Below are 14068 nucleotides of genomic sequence, written 5' to 3'. Positions count from 1 at the left end.
GGCACCAACAGCCTGTTCGAGAACATGACCGTCTCGCTCACCGACCAGGACGGCCAGAACGCCACCGGCACGCTCTCGGCCAACATCATCGACGACGTGCCGACGCTGAACAGCGTGCAGGGCCAGCAGGCCAGCAACGACCCCGCGCAGACGCCCGCCGTCGGGGCCATCAATTTCGTTCCCGGTGCTGACGGCGCCGGCGCGGCCATGACGATCACGGTCAATACAACCGGGTTGACCTCCAATGGGCACAATCTTGTCACAGAGCAGGTCGGCAACGTGCTGACGGCCTACGCCGACAACAACAACAACGGAAGCCATGACGCCGGCGACACGGCGGTCTTCACGGTCACGGTGAACACCGCGGCCGGCACCTCGGGGCAATACACCTTCGATCTGCTGGCCAAACTTGACGGCATGACAAGCAATGTCTCCATTGCCTCGAGCGGTTCATTCGGCGCCGGCCCCAGCAACTCCATCGTCGTGACGGCCGGCGGTCAGAACATCGTCATGGTGACCGGCTGGGCGCCCACGGATGCCGGCGGCATCTTCACTGGAGCTCACGAGGCTGCCTGGCTGGCAGGCGGCGATCCGTCGCTCGCGCAGACGTCCAACGTCAACGGCTCGACCGCCGGTTGGGGACTTGGCAACAATAACTTCGACGCGGGCGAGTTCATGCGCTTCGATTTCGGTGCGCCGAACGACTACGACGGCGCCGGCGGCTATACGCCCCCGGCCATCACCATGGCGAATGTCAGCTATGCCAAATTTTCGTTCGACGCAGTGAGCGCCAGCAACAAGGTCGAGTTCGTCGCCCACTACACCGACGGAAGCACCGCTTCCTTCATTCCAACGACCGGTGCGACGTCGCTGACGATCAATTCGCCTGCAGGCCTGCAGATCGCCTGGGTCGACGCATACGAGTCTTCGGGCAAGACCAAGCTCAACCTCACGGACGTCGGTGTGACATCGACCACGGTCGACCACACCATTCCGGTGACGCTGCAGCTTACGGACGGTGACGGCGACCAGACTGGAACGGCGAATTTCACTGTTCACGTCAAAGACGGCTTGACGCCTTTCGCCGTCGCCACCCCGGTGGTGCTCGACCTCAACCACGACGGAATCCAGACCACCGATCTCACGCACTCCACCGTTTCGTTCGACTACAACGGCGATGGTGTCGCCTCGAAGACCGCCTGGGTAGATTCGCATGACGGTATCCTGGCGATCGACCTCAATGGCGACGGCAAGGTGAACAACGGTTCGGAAATCGCCTTCACCCAACACGCCCCGGGTGCTGCGACCGACCTTGCCGCGCTCGAGCAGGTCTACGACACGAACCATGACGGCAAGCTGACCGCCGCCGACCACGACTTCGCGCAATTTGGTGTCTGGCAGGATGCCAATGGCAATGGCGTGTCGGACCCAGGTGAGTTCAAGAGCCTTGCCGCTTTGGGCATCGTCGAGATCGGACTGGAAAGCAACAACCAGCATTCGGTTTCGGCCGACGGCTCGGTCCTGACCTATGGCGAAGCAACTTTCACGACCGCCAATGGCGAGACGGGCGCGGTCGCCGATATCGGATTCGGCAATTTCGATAGCGCCGCTTCCGGAGCTGCGTCGACCATGGCCGGCACTTCGGGCGCCGATACGTTCAAGCTGGACAGCCTGGACATCAAGGATCTGATCACCGACTACCACGGCTCGGAGGGCGACAAGATCGACCTCAGCGCCCTGTTCGACACCGCGCCTGCCGGCAATATCAGCAACTACGTCCACTATAACAGCGAAACCAATACGGTGAGCGTGGACGCCAGCGGCTCGGGCAATCCCGCCAACTTCGTCGATGTCGCCGTTCTTCAGAACGCGCCTGCGGCCGGAACAATCAACATCCTTTACGACGACACGAACCATCAACAGCACACGGCCACGATTTAGTGCTTATGCGCGGCCGTGCTGCTATGCTATGCGTTAGCGAACCGTGAATTCGCAATTTGGAGAGGGGCTTACATGAAACATTCCGCAAGACTGCTGGCTTCGGCCGTGGCGGTGCTGCTCGCCGGATCGACCGGCTTTGCCGCAGATATCATCGGCGAGCCGGCGGTGAATTATTGCCGCACCGTCGGCACCTCGGACCTGGTGCTGACCGACAACATGGTCGAGCTCAAGGACCATGTGGTGAAGCTGATGGACGAATCGGTCGCCGTCGCCAACAGCCCGGAATGGATCAACTCGTCGCGCCCCGCCTTCGTCTGGGCCTCGGAAGCCAAGGTCGCCTGCGGCAAGGCCTATGGCTACCTCAAGACCAACTACAAGGACGAGGACTACCTCAACAAGTGCGAATGCTTCCACGACCGCATGGTCGAGTACATGCACTGAGCTGACGGGCGCGCCGACCAGCTGCGATGATGGCCAAGACAGCCTGCGCGGAGGCCGACGCTTGCGTGCGACCGGCGTGGGTCGCCACGCATGCCGGCGTGGCGCGGCATTTCCGACGCGGGTTTTCGCGAGCGTTGGAGCAGTTCAGCGTTTCGGGGAAACGCCGAACTGCTCCGACTGTTTGTGTTTGCGCAATCGCGGACGGGAAACCGCTGCGCACTTTTCCTGGAATTGCTGCGGCGCTCGCCTTTGCCGTTGTCGCGGCGATCTCCGGCTGCCAGTCGAAGAACGGGGCATCGGAGGTGCTGGATCCCGCGGCGATCGCCGCTCCGGCAAGCCAGGCCGGAGCCACCACCGCCGGGCCCTCGCAGCTGACCGCCAGCTCTGCAGCGACCGTTCCCAAGGGCAATCTGACGCTCGGCACTGGCTCGACCAAGATCGCCATGCTTTTGCCGCTCTCCGCCCCCGGCAGCGCGGGCGAGAACGGCAGGAAGATGTATGATGCCGCACGCCTGGCAATGGCCGATCTCGGCGACAAGCTGGTGACGCTGACCATCGAGGACACGCGCGGCGACAGCGGCTATGCCAAGGACCTGGCGGTGAAGGCGATCACTTCGGGCGGCGTGAAAGTCGTCATCGGGCCGGCCGAGCTTGCAGCGGCACAGCACCTTGCCAAGCTCTCCGGCACGCAGCGGCCGCCGGTGCTGGCGTTGGCCGACAATTTCGCCGGCGGCCCCGGCGTCTATTCGGTGCGGCTGAGCGAAGCCGACAGCGCGGCGGCGGGCGCGGCAGCGGTCGCCAGCAAGGGCGCCAAGAAATTCGTGCTCCTGGTGCCGGCGGGCGCGAACGCCGGCGCCCTCGAGGCGCGGGTCGCGAACGCGCTCAGCATCTATGGCGCGACGCTTGCCGTGACGCTTCCCTATTCGGCGTCGGACGCCGCCAAGGTGGTGTCGGACATGGGTTCGCTGGTCGAGGCGCCCGACGCCGTCGTCGTCGCCAGCGGCGACGGCAGCCCTGTCGCCGTGCTGGCGGCGCTCAAGGCGAAGGGTATTCCGGGCAAGGCCGTGAGCCTGATCGGCACCGAGCGCTGGCTCGAGCGCCGGATCGGTCCGCTCTATGAGGGCGCCTATATCGCAACGCTCGACCAGAGCGAGACCGGACCGATCGCCGACCGTTTCAAAGCGACCTACAACTACCAGCCCGACGTCAACGTCGCCTACGCCTACGACATGGTGGCGCTGTCGGCCGGCATAGCAAGCTCGGTCGGCCCGAACGGTTTCTCCAAGCAGGTGCTGGAAAACACCAGCGGCTTCCGCGGCTCGACCGGCCTGTTCCGCTTCCGCGCCGACGGCTCGAGCCAAAGATCGATGCCGTTTTTCAAGGTGGAAAAGGGTAGACTGAAGCTGGTGGAGAAACAGACTGCGGGGTTTTGAGGGGGCGGCTAGTTAAGCCGGAGGGAAGAGTGGAAGTCGTCGACGCGGTTAACACGAAGCATTTGGGCATCACGGCGCGCGGCGTGGCTATCCTCTGCCTCGTCTATGTCGCCGTCGCCGCCGCCATGGCACCCACAACTTATTTCGCGATTCTAACCGAATATACGTTGAAGAAATATTCGCTCGCCCTTCCCCTATTCGCATTGTTCGGGATGGCAGGCGTCGCTGTTTTCTCCCGGCCTTCTTCCCCTTTGACGTTCATCGTGGAAAAGCTACGCGACCGCGTCAAAGGCGCACTGATTGTGGTCGGGATTTTCCTTCTTTGTGCCGCCGCGTTCTCCACGCTCAAACACATCACACCGCTCTATGTTTCGTTCTTTGCAGATCCCGTTCTGGCCTGGCTGGACGCTACGATACACGCGGGCGATCCATGGAAAACGACACATGCCGTTTTTCCGCAACCGCTGGAGCCCGGTCTATTTGTGCTCTATGGCCCGGTCTGGTTCGTCCAAATGGTCGGTATGGTTCTCGTGGCGGCCTTCACCAAAGACGATGCGGTTCGGACCCGGTATTTTCTTTCGCTCCTTCTCGTTGCAGTCGTTCTGGGAAGCGTCGTTAGGATCCTTGGCTCGTCGGCTGGACCTATTTTTTTCCAAAGAATAGCCGGTGGCGATCGCTTTGCCGATCTAATCGCGGTGCTTGGCACGACTTTTTCCGGCAAGGCCATGATTGCAACGTCGGACTATCTTTATTCATCTTACGCCCTTGACCGCACCGTTTTTGGAACAGGCATCGCGGCGATGCCAAGCCTGCATGTGGCCGTGGCCTTGCTCAACGCGTTGTTCCTTTCGCAGTTCGGGCGAGCAATCAGCTATTGGGGTTGGTTCTACTTTGCCGCAATCATGTTTGGCTCCGTATATTTCGGCTGGCACTACGCCGTAGACGGATATCTGGCCATCGCTGCGACTGCACTAATCTGGCGATACAGTGGTCGAAGCATTAACAGTCAAATAGCGGTTCGCGAGAATTCTAAGTTGGCTTATTCAACTCCGAGAACTGCTGTAGTCGAGTCAGTTCCGGGCACCTCAGTCTGTGTCGGTCCGGCGAAGGCGGGCGTTTGACAGTCCTGCGATAGCCCAGATGATTGGCGTCATTAGCATCGAAACGTATCCATCCACCGCGTAGTGCCAGGCCAAGTGTACCGAACCCAGCTGAATTGCGGCTAGAAACGCAATGCTAGCCCAGCGCATTAACCGCCCAAAACGCCAGAGATAGATCGCGTTCAGGGTTGCAGCAGCAACGTGAACGGACGGAAACGCCGAGATGCCGCTGCCCAAATGTGGGCCATCAAGGCCTGCGTTCAGCAAATAACTCTGCGTGTCCAGCGCCAACACAGGATAGGTGACGTTGGTCGTCTGGAGATAGTCCATCAGGGGAGAGAATGTAGCGTCGCCGTAAAAGGTGGTAACGAATGCTGGCCCGACTGAAGCGAAGGCCGTGGCCAGAACGTTGCCCAGCAATGCCCAGGTAAGGATGAACGTGACCAAAAACTGCGAACGCAGGCCTTCGTTCCTCGTCGAAAAGACGACGCAAAACAAAACGATAAAAACCTCAGCAAACCAGAGATTGTAGAGAACGTTCAACGAGAAAGTGACAGTGCCAAAGCCAAGCAAAATATGAAAAAATCTCCAGGCATCGATCCCGCCATGAATTGCCCTATCGATCGCGGTCAGAGGCGCGTCGGCATAGAATGGTTGAATCTTGCTGATGCCTTCCTTGATGCTAGTGAACATCGAGAAAAAGAGCGGGAAGACGAGCGCAACTGGCAATCCTACTATAATTCGATACGGCAGGTTGTAAGCGAGCATAAGATCCTTTAGGGCACGCAACGGCTGCGCTGGCCGTTCAATGATCAATCGACCCGAAACAACGACAACAAGGATAAGGGTTACTACAGACCCAAAAAACAAGAAATTCTTATTGTACAGTTTTACGTCGATGGCAATTTTCCAATGCGCCGCAGCGGTCAGCGCGAGAAGAATATAGGCAATCACCGTCACGAAGAATGGTTGATTGGCGCGCCACGCCGCCGAACTGCTGCGAACCGCCAGCCTCGCTATTGACATGGAAGGACCCCCCGGACCTAAATGCTAGTTAAGCTGCTGCAGTACCCCGGAGCTGCTAGCCAGCATCACACCGCCATAGATCTGGAATAGGATCGCGCAGATCGCGGCGGCCGAGATCGGCACGCCGAACGGCACGACACCTTTCCTGTCCATATGCTGCACGTAGAGGCGGAAGGCACCCGCCGGCAGGAGAAAGGGATTCTTGACCAATGCCGCGCTCGCCAGCGCGAAGATCAGCAGGAAAATCGTGAACACGACAAGGCCGTTTCCGCCAATCAGAAGCGGCACGGCCGCCATCAGCTTCACGTCGCCGGCGCCCAGCTTGCGTAAGACCCAAAACGGAAACAGCGCCACGAACAGCAGGACACAGCCGATCGCGCTCAGGCTCATGTCCCACCATGATCCGGTCTGCACGGACACGAGCTGGAGCGAACCGAGACCGAGGCATATCAGCAGCAGCACGTCACGGTTGGCAATCTTCTGCGTGGTGAAATCAGTCCAGGCAATCTTGCCAAGGAGCGGGATGGCCAGCGCCCTAAGCAACAGCGACGCGGCAAGCAAAAGGCTCATGACCGCTCTATGTTTTGCACACTGGATGACAGCAGCTTCAGATTATTGACCACAGTCGGATCGTTGGGCGCGAGTTCGTAGGCCTTGAGGAAATTCGTCCGCGCCTCCTGCAGCTTGCCGCGCAGCAGATAAGAGTAGCCGACATTGTTGTAGTACTCCGGAGTCGCTCCGAGCAGCCTGGAGGCCCGGCTATAGGCCATATCGGAAAGATCGAAGCGACGAATGCGGTCGCAGGAGGCGGCAAGGCCTAGCCAGGCGACGCCATCGTTGGGCGCCAATCGTGTCGCCTTGTAGAACAGGGCGCCGGCGTTACCGTAATTCTCGGAACGGAATTGTGTCTTGGCCTCGGTGACCGCCTGGTCCGAAGCATAGTAGTCGACGTCGCTGATCGTCTTCAGTCCATCGAAGGTGTCGCCGAAAGCCGTGTAGTCGCCCTTCGCGGGCTCGTTGGTGCGCACGACGCCGGTGGTGTCGGTCGACTGGCAACCGGCGAGCATGACCAGAAGCACACCGGCTGCGACGGCGAGGCGCGTCGGCTTCATCATTTTGTGCCCCAAGGAGCCCTCCGACTCAATTTTAGAATCCAAGCATACGACGGGTCAGAAGAAAATGCCCTTCATGCGAATGATCACCGGTAGCATAATCACCATCATCACCACAGGGAAAATGCAAAGCCCCAGTGGAATCATCATTTTGACGGGCAAGGAATTGGCGCGCTCTTCCGCCTGGAGAATACGCTGGTCGCGCATCTCGGCGCTATAGACGCGCAAAGCCTCCGTCAGGCTGGTGCCGAGTTCTTCCGACTGCCGGAAGAGCACCGCCAAGGCCTTTGCCTCCTCCAAGCCGATGCGATCGGCAAGCTCGCGAAGCGCGTCGCGCAGCGGCTTGCCCGCACGCAGCTGCAGATTCATGATCGAAAGCTGGATGCCAAGCCATTTATGGGTGCCGGCGAGTTCGTGGCTGACCCGCTCGACCGCCGCCTCCAGGCTCATGCCCGCATCGGCGCAGGTGATCATCATGTCCATGAAATCGGGAAAGGCGCGACGATAGATCTGCTTCTGCTTGTTCTCGAAACGATCCAGCATGATGCTCGGGATGACGACGCAAGCCAGGCCGAGCAGCGCGGAGCCGGCCAAAGGAACGAAACCGGGCAGTCGAGGGGGCAGCACCCAGGACAAGAGCGCATACATCGCCAGAAAGCCCACGCACACACAGACGAGGCGACTGAGCGTGTAAATTAAAGGTGCACTCTTCTGATAGAAACCAGCGCGGAACAGCTTCGCCTCAAGCGCATCCGGATGCATGTGTTCCTTTTCAACCGCCTTGAAGTAGGCATCGATCGGCTTCTGCGCTGCGAGCCTGGCGCGCTGATCCTGGCCGAGAATTGATCGCGGATCGACCGAGCCCTCGCCCAATAGGCTGTCCGAAACGAGCTTCCGGGTCTGCATCGCGGGCATAAGAACCAGTGCCGCGAACAGGAACAAAGCCACCGCCGCCGCGAAAACGGCGAGGGAGACCAGGAAGGTCAGGCCGTTCATGTTCGAAAGCAGGCTCATGGTCACTCCTAGAAGTCGAAATTGACCATGCGATACATGATGTAGTCGCCAAGCAACGCCCACCCGCCGAACACGGTGAACACCGGATAGATGACCGGACTATGCCAAATCTTTCCGTAGTACGACGGCGCAATTACCTGCAGTATCAGGAACATTGCAAGCGGGAACAGCGAGATAACCCATGCGGAGACTCGCCCTTCGGCCGAGAGGGCTCTGATCTTCATCCGCAATTTTTGCCGTTCACGAAGAACGGTCGAAAGATTGGCCAGTATCTCGGTGAGGTTGCCGCCGGTTTTCGATTGGATCGACAGGGAAATCGTCAGCAAATGCAGTCCTTCGAAACCCACGCGTTCCGACAGCTTTCTTACAGCCTGCTCCATGCTGAGCCCGAAGGTGATTTCGTCGGCGACGATGCCAAATTCCGTTCCGAGCGGGTCCGGCATCTCACGAGCGACGAGACCTATGGCAACAGAGGCAGGATGCCCAGCGCGCAGGGAACGAACAATCATGTCCAGGGCATCGGGGAGTTGCTTGGCGAACTTTTGGATTCGCTTGCTGCGGGCGCGCCGTAGGACAAGAAGAGGCAGCGCAAGACCCACGACCAGAAACACCATCGCCGCTGCGGCAAGCGAAAAGCCGAAAAGCAGTGTCAGCATCAGCGCAATCACCGATCCGGCAAGCAGGAACACCGCGGCAAAAATCAGCGGGTTCCCGGTGATTCCGGACTGTGTATACAGCCGATTGAGCCACACGAAGCCGAAGAGAAAGTCTCCGGATTCGGTCAGGCCGCGTTCACGCAACAAGCTTTTTAACGTCTTTTCCGCCGGCGCTTCATCAGCGAGGCGGCGAATCCTGTGGTTGACCGCGGCGAAACGTGAGCGTCGACCGGCCAGCGAGAGATAGAAGGCCTCACCGGCAAGAATGACGGAAGCCGCTGCAACGGCATAGATAAAATAGAGAAGCTCCTGTCCAGTCAGCATCACAGGGCAACCTGCGGGTTGAACACATCCTTGCCGAAGTGGAGACCAAGCGTAGCAGCCTCTGCCGCGAACCGCGGACGAACCCCGGTCGCCCGGAAATCACCTATGATAGATCCGTCGGCGGCCACATCGCGCCTGACAAAATGATAGATTTCCTGCAACTGGACGACACTGCCTTCCATACCCGTCAGCTCCGAGATGGAGACCACACGCCGGCCGCCATCGGAAAGTCGTTGGGTCTGCACGATGATGTCGATGGCGGAGGCGATCTGCGCCCGGATCGACTCATTGGTCATCGGCATGCCAGCCATGCCGACCATCTGTTCCAGGCGCGATATGGCATCGCGCGGGGTGTTGGCGTGAATGGTTGTCATCGAGCCCTCATGGCCGGTATTCATGGCTTGAAGCATGTCGAAGGCTTCCTCGCCGCGCACCTCGCCTACGATGATGCGATCCGGCCGCATGCGCAGCGCGTTCTTCACCAGCTCGCGCTGGCGAATCTCGCCCTTGCCCTCGACATTGGGGGGGCGCGTTTCAAGCCGGCCGACATGCGGCTGCTGCAATTGCAGCTCCGCCGCATCCTCGATGGTGACCAGGCGCTCCTTGCCTGGAATATAGCTCGACAAGGCGTTCAACAGTGTGGTCTTGCCGCTGCCGGTGCCGCCCGAGACCAGGATCGATTTGCGCGCCTGCACGGCGATTCGCAGCATATCAATCATAGGCTGGCGGATCGAATTGAACGCCATCAGGCGTTCAAGCGAATAGGGATTCTTCGAGAATTTGCGGATCGAGACCAGCGGCCCATCGACCGAAACCGGCCGCACGGCGATGTTGACGCGCGATCCGTCTTCGAGGCGCGCATCCGCCATCGGCGAGGATTCATCGACGCGCCGGCCGATGGCCGAGACGATCTTGTTGATTATGCGGAGCAGATGCGCCTCGTCTCGAAAACGGATCGAGGTTTCTTCAATCATGCCACGCCGCTCTATGAAAACGTGCTCATGCGTGTTGATCATGATGTCGGCGATCGAATCGTCCTTGAGCAGCGGCTCGATCGGGCCGAGCCCCAACATCTCGTCCGCAGTATCGCTGGTCAGCTGATCGAGCTCGCGCGCATTGAGCGGAATATTTCGCCCGCGCACGAATTCACGCACGATCGGCCGGATCTCATTGAGGATCTCGTCTTTCGTGGCATTCTCAAGAGCAGCCAGGTTGAAGCGGTCGATAAGATGGCGATGCAGCTCGACTTTGAGCGTCAGGAAATCGTCACTCTGTGGTTCGGCTTCCGCGGCAGGGGCAACTGCCGGTCCATTTGCAGCTGTGACAATTGCGGTCGGCGGCGCCACGCGGTGCTCTCCAGACCCTTTGATGAAGCGACCCAACATGCCGCCGAACCCCTTCTGATTTCCCCGACTTCGAAACTAAGCGTTAACCACGAGAGGCACAAGCGGCGTAGGGGACACACTAGAAGTATTAGTTGCGACATAGTTAAGAAAACCGTATTTGAGAAATCGTTTTATTTTCCCCTGCCCCCGCTTTACAGACCAAAGTCTTAGGACCTTTGTCGGCCCAAGCACACCCGTTCGCATAAGCTACCAGATATAATCATTTATGCGTCATCCCTAATGTGGCGGAGCATCGGCCCGAACGAGGCAGAATTGTGAACGAATGGTTAAGATCGCTTGAAAAACGAAGCGAATCAAGGTGTTGTGAGAAACAGAAAACTCTCGGATCGAGTATTCAAAGGTTAACGGACTATTAATCCGTTTGACTCGGCTTTTTTGCGGGACAAGGATTGCACGTGACGGGGGATGCTTGGGTATGGGGTTCATTCCTTGGCTCTGTCTCGTCGGGTTCAAACCTCCAAAGGGAGAAATTGGCATGAAAAAGCTCATGACGATGACCCGGCAGTTCCGCGACGATGAAAACGGCGCTGCTATGGTCGAATATTCGATCCTGATCGGCATCATCGCGGTCGCGGCGATCGGCTTCGTCATCGGTATCGGCGGGTGGGTCACGGGCCGGTTCAGCGGCCTTTGCACCGCCATGGACAATTCCGGCATCGGCAACTGCGCCAGCGGCACCGGTTCCTGATCATTCAATCAGCATCAGGCCCGGGTTGGGCAATCCGGGCCTGGACTCAGTTGTGGCGGGCGAATTCTCGCACTATTTTCCTGGGGCTTGGGGTTATGCGCGCTAACACGCTTATCATGATAGTCCTCGCCGGCGTTTTCGGCGTTCTGGCTGTATTGCTTGCCAATATTTGGTTGGCCAATCAGCGCAATGCATTGGCGCAATCCAATGGCGTGCAAGCAGGCAGCATTGTGGTCGCGGCAATGCCGCTGAAATTCGGCGACACGCTGAGCGCCGACAAGTTGCGGGAGATTGCGTGGCCCACCGGGGCAGTTCCAGCGGGCGCCTTCAAGACCGTCAAAGAAGCGCTGGCTGGCAATGGCGCGCGGCAAGCCTTGCAGACGATCAGCGTCAATGAGCCAATCCTTGCCAGCAAGATCACCGGTGCCGGGCAGCGCGCCACGCTTTCGGCCGTGCTCGCCGAAGGTATGAAAGCCGTTTCCATCAGAGTTAACGATGTGCTGGGTGTTGCAGGCTTCGTCTTTCCTGGCGACCGGGTCGACATTCTCCTGACCCGCACCGTGCGCGGCGACGAAGGCGTCGACAGAAGTTTCGTCGACGTGCTGCTGCAGAGCGTCAAGGTACTTGCCGTGGACCAGGTCGCCGACGAGAGCAAAGAAAACCCGCAAGTTGTTAAAGCGGTGACCGTCGAGGTCAGCACCAAGGATGCGCAGAAGCTGACGCTAGCCGCTGGTGCCGGTCAGTTGTCGCTGGCGCTTCGCCAGACCGCGGCCAACAAGGGCGAGACGACGGAGAGAGTCACACTTGCAGACCTGACCGGCGATACGCCGGAGGATGTCGCCAAGAGGCAGGCCGAACTTGAGCGGCAGAAGGCTGCAGACGCGGCGGCGGCCGAAGAGCGCAAGCGCGCCAGCGAGAAGATTGATGGCCTGGCTCAGGCCGTGGAACGGGTCGGAAGCCAGATAGATCAATTGAGCAAGGTGAAGCCCACTGTGGCACCCGCACCACAACCCCAAGAAGTTGTAAAGGAAGTTGTAAAATATGTGCAGCCGGAACCGCCAGCGCGGGCTACAATCGGAGTATTTCGCGGCGTGAAGCTCGAAACATACGACGTGCCGCGACAGAGATAGCGAAAGGCGCATTCGGATAGGGGATCCGGGTGGGTCCGCTGGAATGGATCCGCAAGGGGGACGATCTAGATGCGAATTTTTCGGGGATCACTGGCCGCTGCCGCTCTAGCCTGGTCCTCGGCCTTGTTGCCGTTGAGCCCAATGGCTCATGCGGCTGACCGCTTCATCGACGTGTCAAGCCCATCGCTGCACCGCGTTTTCGTGCCGGTTTCGCAATCCGCCACGATCCAGGTTAACGCGACGCTGGGCGATATCGTCGTCGGTGACGAGAAGATCGCCGACGCGCAGCCGATGACCGACAAGACGCTCTACATCATCGGCAAGAGCGTCGGCACCACCACGGTCAACCTGTTTTCCGAGGACAAGCGCTCGCTGGGCGCCATTCAGATCGAGGTCGGCCAGGATGTCAGCGACATGGCGGCCGCGATCCGCCAGGTGGCGCCGAAAGCCCGCATCGAAATCGGTTCGATCAACGGCAAAGTTCGGCTGAGCGGCCATGTCAAGGACGCTGCGACGCTCGCATCTATCGTCGAGGTGACGCAGCAATATGGTCCTGACGCCATCATCAACGCCGTCACCATCGACGACAGCGAGCAGGTAAATCTCTCGGTGCGCATTCTGGAAGCCAAACGCAACGCAGACCGCGATCTCGGGGTGTCGATCAGGAGCACAAATGGGAGCGGTACGACGCGGACGGGTACCGGCATCGCGGCTGTCGACAAGGACAATGTAGTGCTCGGCCCCGGAGATCTGGTCACCGGGCTTTTATCGACCTCGAATCCCTTCGGCGCGCTGATCACCCGCGTCATCGACAGCAACATCAAAGTGGACTTAATCATCGAGGCGCTGGAGTCGAAAGGAGTCGTGCGTACGCTGGCCGAACCAAACCTCACCACGGCTTCTGGTGAAACCGCGAGCTTCAACGCCGGCGGCGAGGTGCCAATCCGCACCGTCCTCAATGACGCGGTGAGAATCGAATTCAAGCAGTTCGGCGTCAATCTGAACTTCACGCCTGTCGTGCTCGATGACGGCAAGATCCATATGAAGCTGGCGCCGGAAGTGAGCGACCTGACCGGCTTCACCCCTGCCGGCGATCCGATCTTCACCAATCGCAAGCTGCAGACCACGGTCGACCTGCGTGACGGCCAGAGCTTCGCGGTGGGTGGGCTGCTCTCCAGCAAGAACACCAGGCTGCAGGAACAGGTGCCCTGGCTCGGCCAGGTGCCGATTATCGGCGCGCTGTTCAAGAATTCGAGCACGCAGAAGGAAGAGACCGAACTGGTGATCATCGTCACGCCGCATATCGTGCGGCCAGTGAAGCCTGGTCAGCAACTGGCGACGCCTTTCGACAAGACGAAGCCCGCCAACGATCCGGAGCTGTTCCTGCTCGGCCAGCTCGAGGTCAGCAAGGACATGATCCGGAAGTACGAGCATGGCGACGGCGTCACTGGCCCTTACGGCCACATGCTGGATGTGAAATCGAAGGACAAGCTGGTCTATGTCAAGAAATAAGCTCCTGCTCGTCCTTCTCGGCTCCAGCCTGCTTGCGGGCTGCGCGGCGGACTATCTGAACAATTACGACACGATGACGCTGGCTGCGGGAGACTCGCAGAAAGCCAACCAGCTGCTGCAGACGGTCGATCCCTACAACCCGGCTTCCAACAATACCAAGATCGAAGGCAATGGGGCGCGGTCCGTCGGCGTCGTTCAGAGATACAAGTTCCCGCCAGCGCCGGCGCCAACGACAAACATGACGGTGAATGTCGGCCCGTCCGGAACGCAGTGAATTAAGGAGAA

14 protein-coding genes are annotated in these 14068 nt (G+C 59.5%); 8 read left to right on the top strand and 6 right to left on the bottom strand.

What is annotated here, in order from left to right; genetic code table 11:
• From EOD29_RS36075 to EOD29_RS25720, 4 genes are all read left to right on the top strand, one after another.
• On the top strand, nucleotides 1–1941 hold a 1941-nt coding region (locus tag EOD29_RS36075), incomplete at its 5' end, for a type I secretion C-terminal target domain-containing protein (protein ID WP_164763837.1).
• A 72-nt stretch (nucleotides 1942–2013) separates the two neighbouring features.
• Complete coding sequence (locus EOD29_RS25730) at nucleotides 2014–2382, top strand: hypothetical protein (protein WP_095826434.1); 369 nt, start codon at nucleotides 2014–2016, stop codon at nucleotides 2380–2382.
• 26 nt (nucleotides 2383–2408) lie between these two features.
• The gene (locus EOD29_RS25725; RefSeq protein ID WP_245475428.1) at nucleotides 2409–3815 is read left to right on the top strand and encodes a penicillin-binding protein activator; all 1407 of its coding nucleotides are present in this window, start codon (nucleotides 2409–2411) and stop codon (nucleotides 3813–3815) included.
• 29 nt (nucleotides 3816–3844) lie between these two features.
• Nucleotides 3845–4936 (top strand): phosphatase PAP2 family protein, encoded by a 1092-nt coding sequence (locus EOD29_RS25720; RefSeq protein ID WP_127248298.1) that lies wholly within the window; start codon nucleotides 3845–3847, stop codon nucleotides 4934–4936.
• On the opposite strand, the gene EOD29_RS25715 is transcribed toward EOD29_RS25720, so the two are convergent.
• From EOD29_RS25715 to EOD29_RS25690, 6 genes are read right to left on the bottom strand one after another with little or no spacing between them, the layout of a single operon-like run.
• A complete protein-coding gene (locus EOD29_RS25715) occupies nucleotides 4901–5941 on the bottom strand; it encodes a phosphatase PAP2 family protein (RefSeq protein ID WP_127248297.1) in 1041 nt (346 codons plus the stop codon). The two genes, EOD29_RS25720 and EOD29_RS25715, sit on opposite strands and share 36 nt — an antisense overlap.
• A gap of 24 nt (nucleotides 5942–5965) precedes the next feature.
• Nucleotides 5966–6511 carry a prepilin peptidase gene (locus EOD29_RS25710; RefSeq protein ID WP_127248296.1) on the bottom strand — a complete coding sequence of 182 codons (546 nt, stop codon included), beginning with the start codon at nucleotides 6509–6511 and terminating at the stop codon, nucleotides 5966–5968.
• Entirely contained in the window at nucleotides 6508–7056 is a 549-nt protein-coding gene (locus EOD29_RS25705) for a tetratricopeptide repeat protein (protein ID WP_127248377.1), read from the bottom strand. The genes EOD29_RS25710 and EOD29_RS25705 overlap by 4 nt, the downstream gene beginning before the upstream one ends.
• 54 nt (nucleotides 7057–7110) lie before the next feature.
• Entirely contained in the window at nucleotides 7111–8067 is a 957-nt protein-coding gene (locus EOD29_RS25700; RefSeq protein ID WP_164763847.1) for a type II secretion system F family protein, read from the bottom strand.
• Between the two features lie 8 nt (nucleotides 8068–8075).
• Complete coding sequence (locus tag EOD29_RS25695) at nucleotides 8076–9047, bottom strand: type II secretion system F family protein (RefSeq protein ID WP_127248295.1); 972 nt, start codon at nucleotides 9045–9047, stop codon at nucleotides 8076–8078.
• Complete coding sequence (locus EOD29_RS25690) at nucleotides 9047–10432, bottom strand: CpaF family protein (protein WP_127248294.1); 1386 nt, start codon at nucleotides 10430–10432, stop codon at nucleotides 9047–9049. The genes EOD29_RS25695 and EOD29_RS25690 overlap by 1 nt, the downstream gene beginning before the upstream one ends.
• A gap of 496 nt (nucleotides 10433–10928) precedes the next feature.
• Here EOD29_RS25690 and EOD29_RS25685 point away from each other — a divergent pair, with 496 nt between their 5' ends.
• The 4 genes from EOD29_RS25685 (at nucleotide 10929) to EOD29_RS25670 (ending at nucleotide 14057) form a co-directional block, all read left to right on the top strand.
• Nucleotides 10929–11141 (top strand): Flp family type IVb pilin, encoded by a 213-nt coding sequence (locus tag EOD29_RS25685; protein ID WP_127248293.1) that lies wholly within the window; start codon nucleotides 10929–10931, stop codon nucleotides 11139–11141.
• A gap of 95 nt (nucleotides 11142–11236) precedes the next feature.
• Nucleotides 11237–12271, top strand: a complete 1035-nt coding sequence (cpaB, locus tag EOD29_RS25680; RefSeq protein WP_127248292.1) for a Flp pilus assembly protein CpaB — start codon at nucleotides 11237–11239, stop codon at nucleotides 12269–12271.
• A 69-nt stretch (nucleotides 12272–12340) separates the two neighbouring features.
• A complete protein-coding gene (locus tag EOD29_RS25675; protein WP_127248291.1) occupies nucleotides 12341–13783 on the top strand; it encodes a type II and III secretion system protein family protein in 1443 nt (480 codons plus the stop codon).
• Nucleotides 13770–14057, top strand: a complete 288-nt coding sequence (locus EOD29_RS25670; RefSeq protein ID WP_127248290.1) for a hypothetical protein — start codon at nucleotides 13770–13772, stop codon at nucleotides 14055–14057. The genes EOD29_RS25675 and EOD29_RS25670 overlap by 14 nt, the downstream gene beginning before the upstream one ends.
• Nucleotides 14058–14068 lie beyond the last annotated feature (11 nt).

This window comes from Mesorhizobium sp. M1A.T.Ca.IN.004.03.1.1 (assembly GCF_003997555.1).
Classification (GTDB): Bacteria; Pseudomonadota; Alphaproteobacteria; order Rhizobiales; family Rhizobiaceae; genus Mesorhizobium.
Note: the sequence above shows the minus strand (reverse complement) of the source record. Positions and strands in the feature narration are given on the sequence as shown.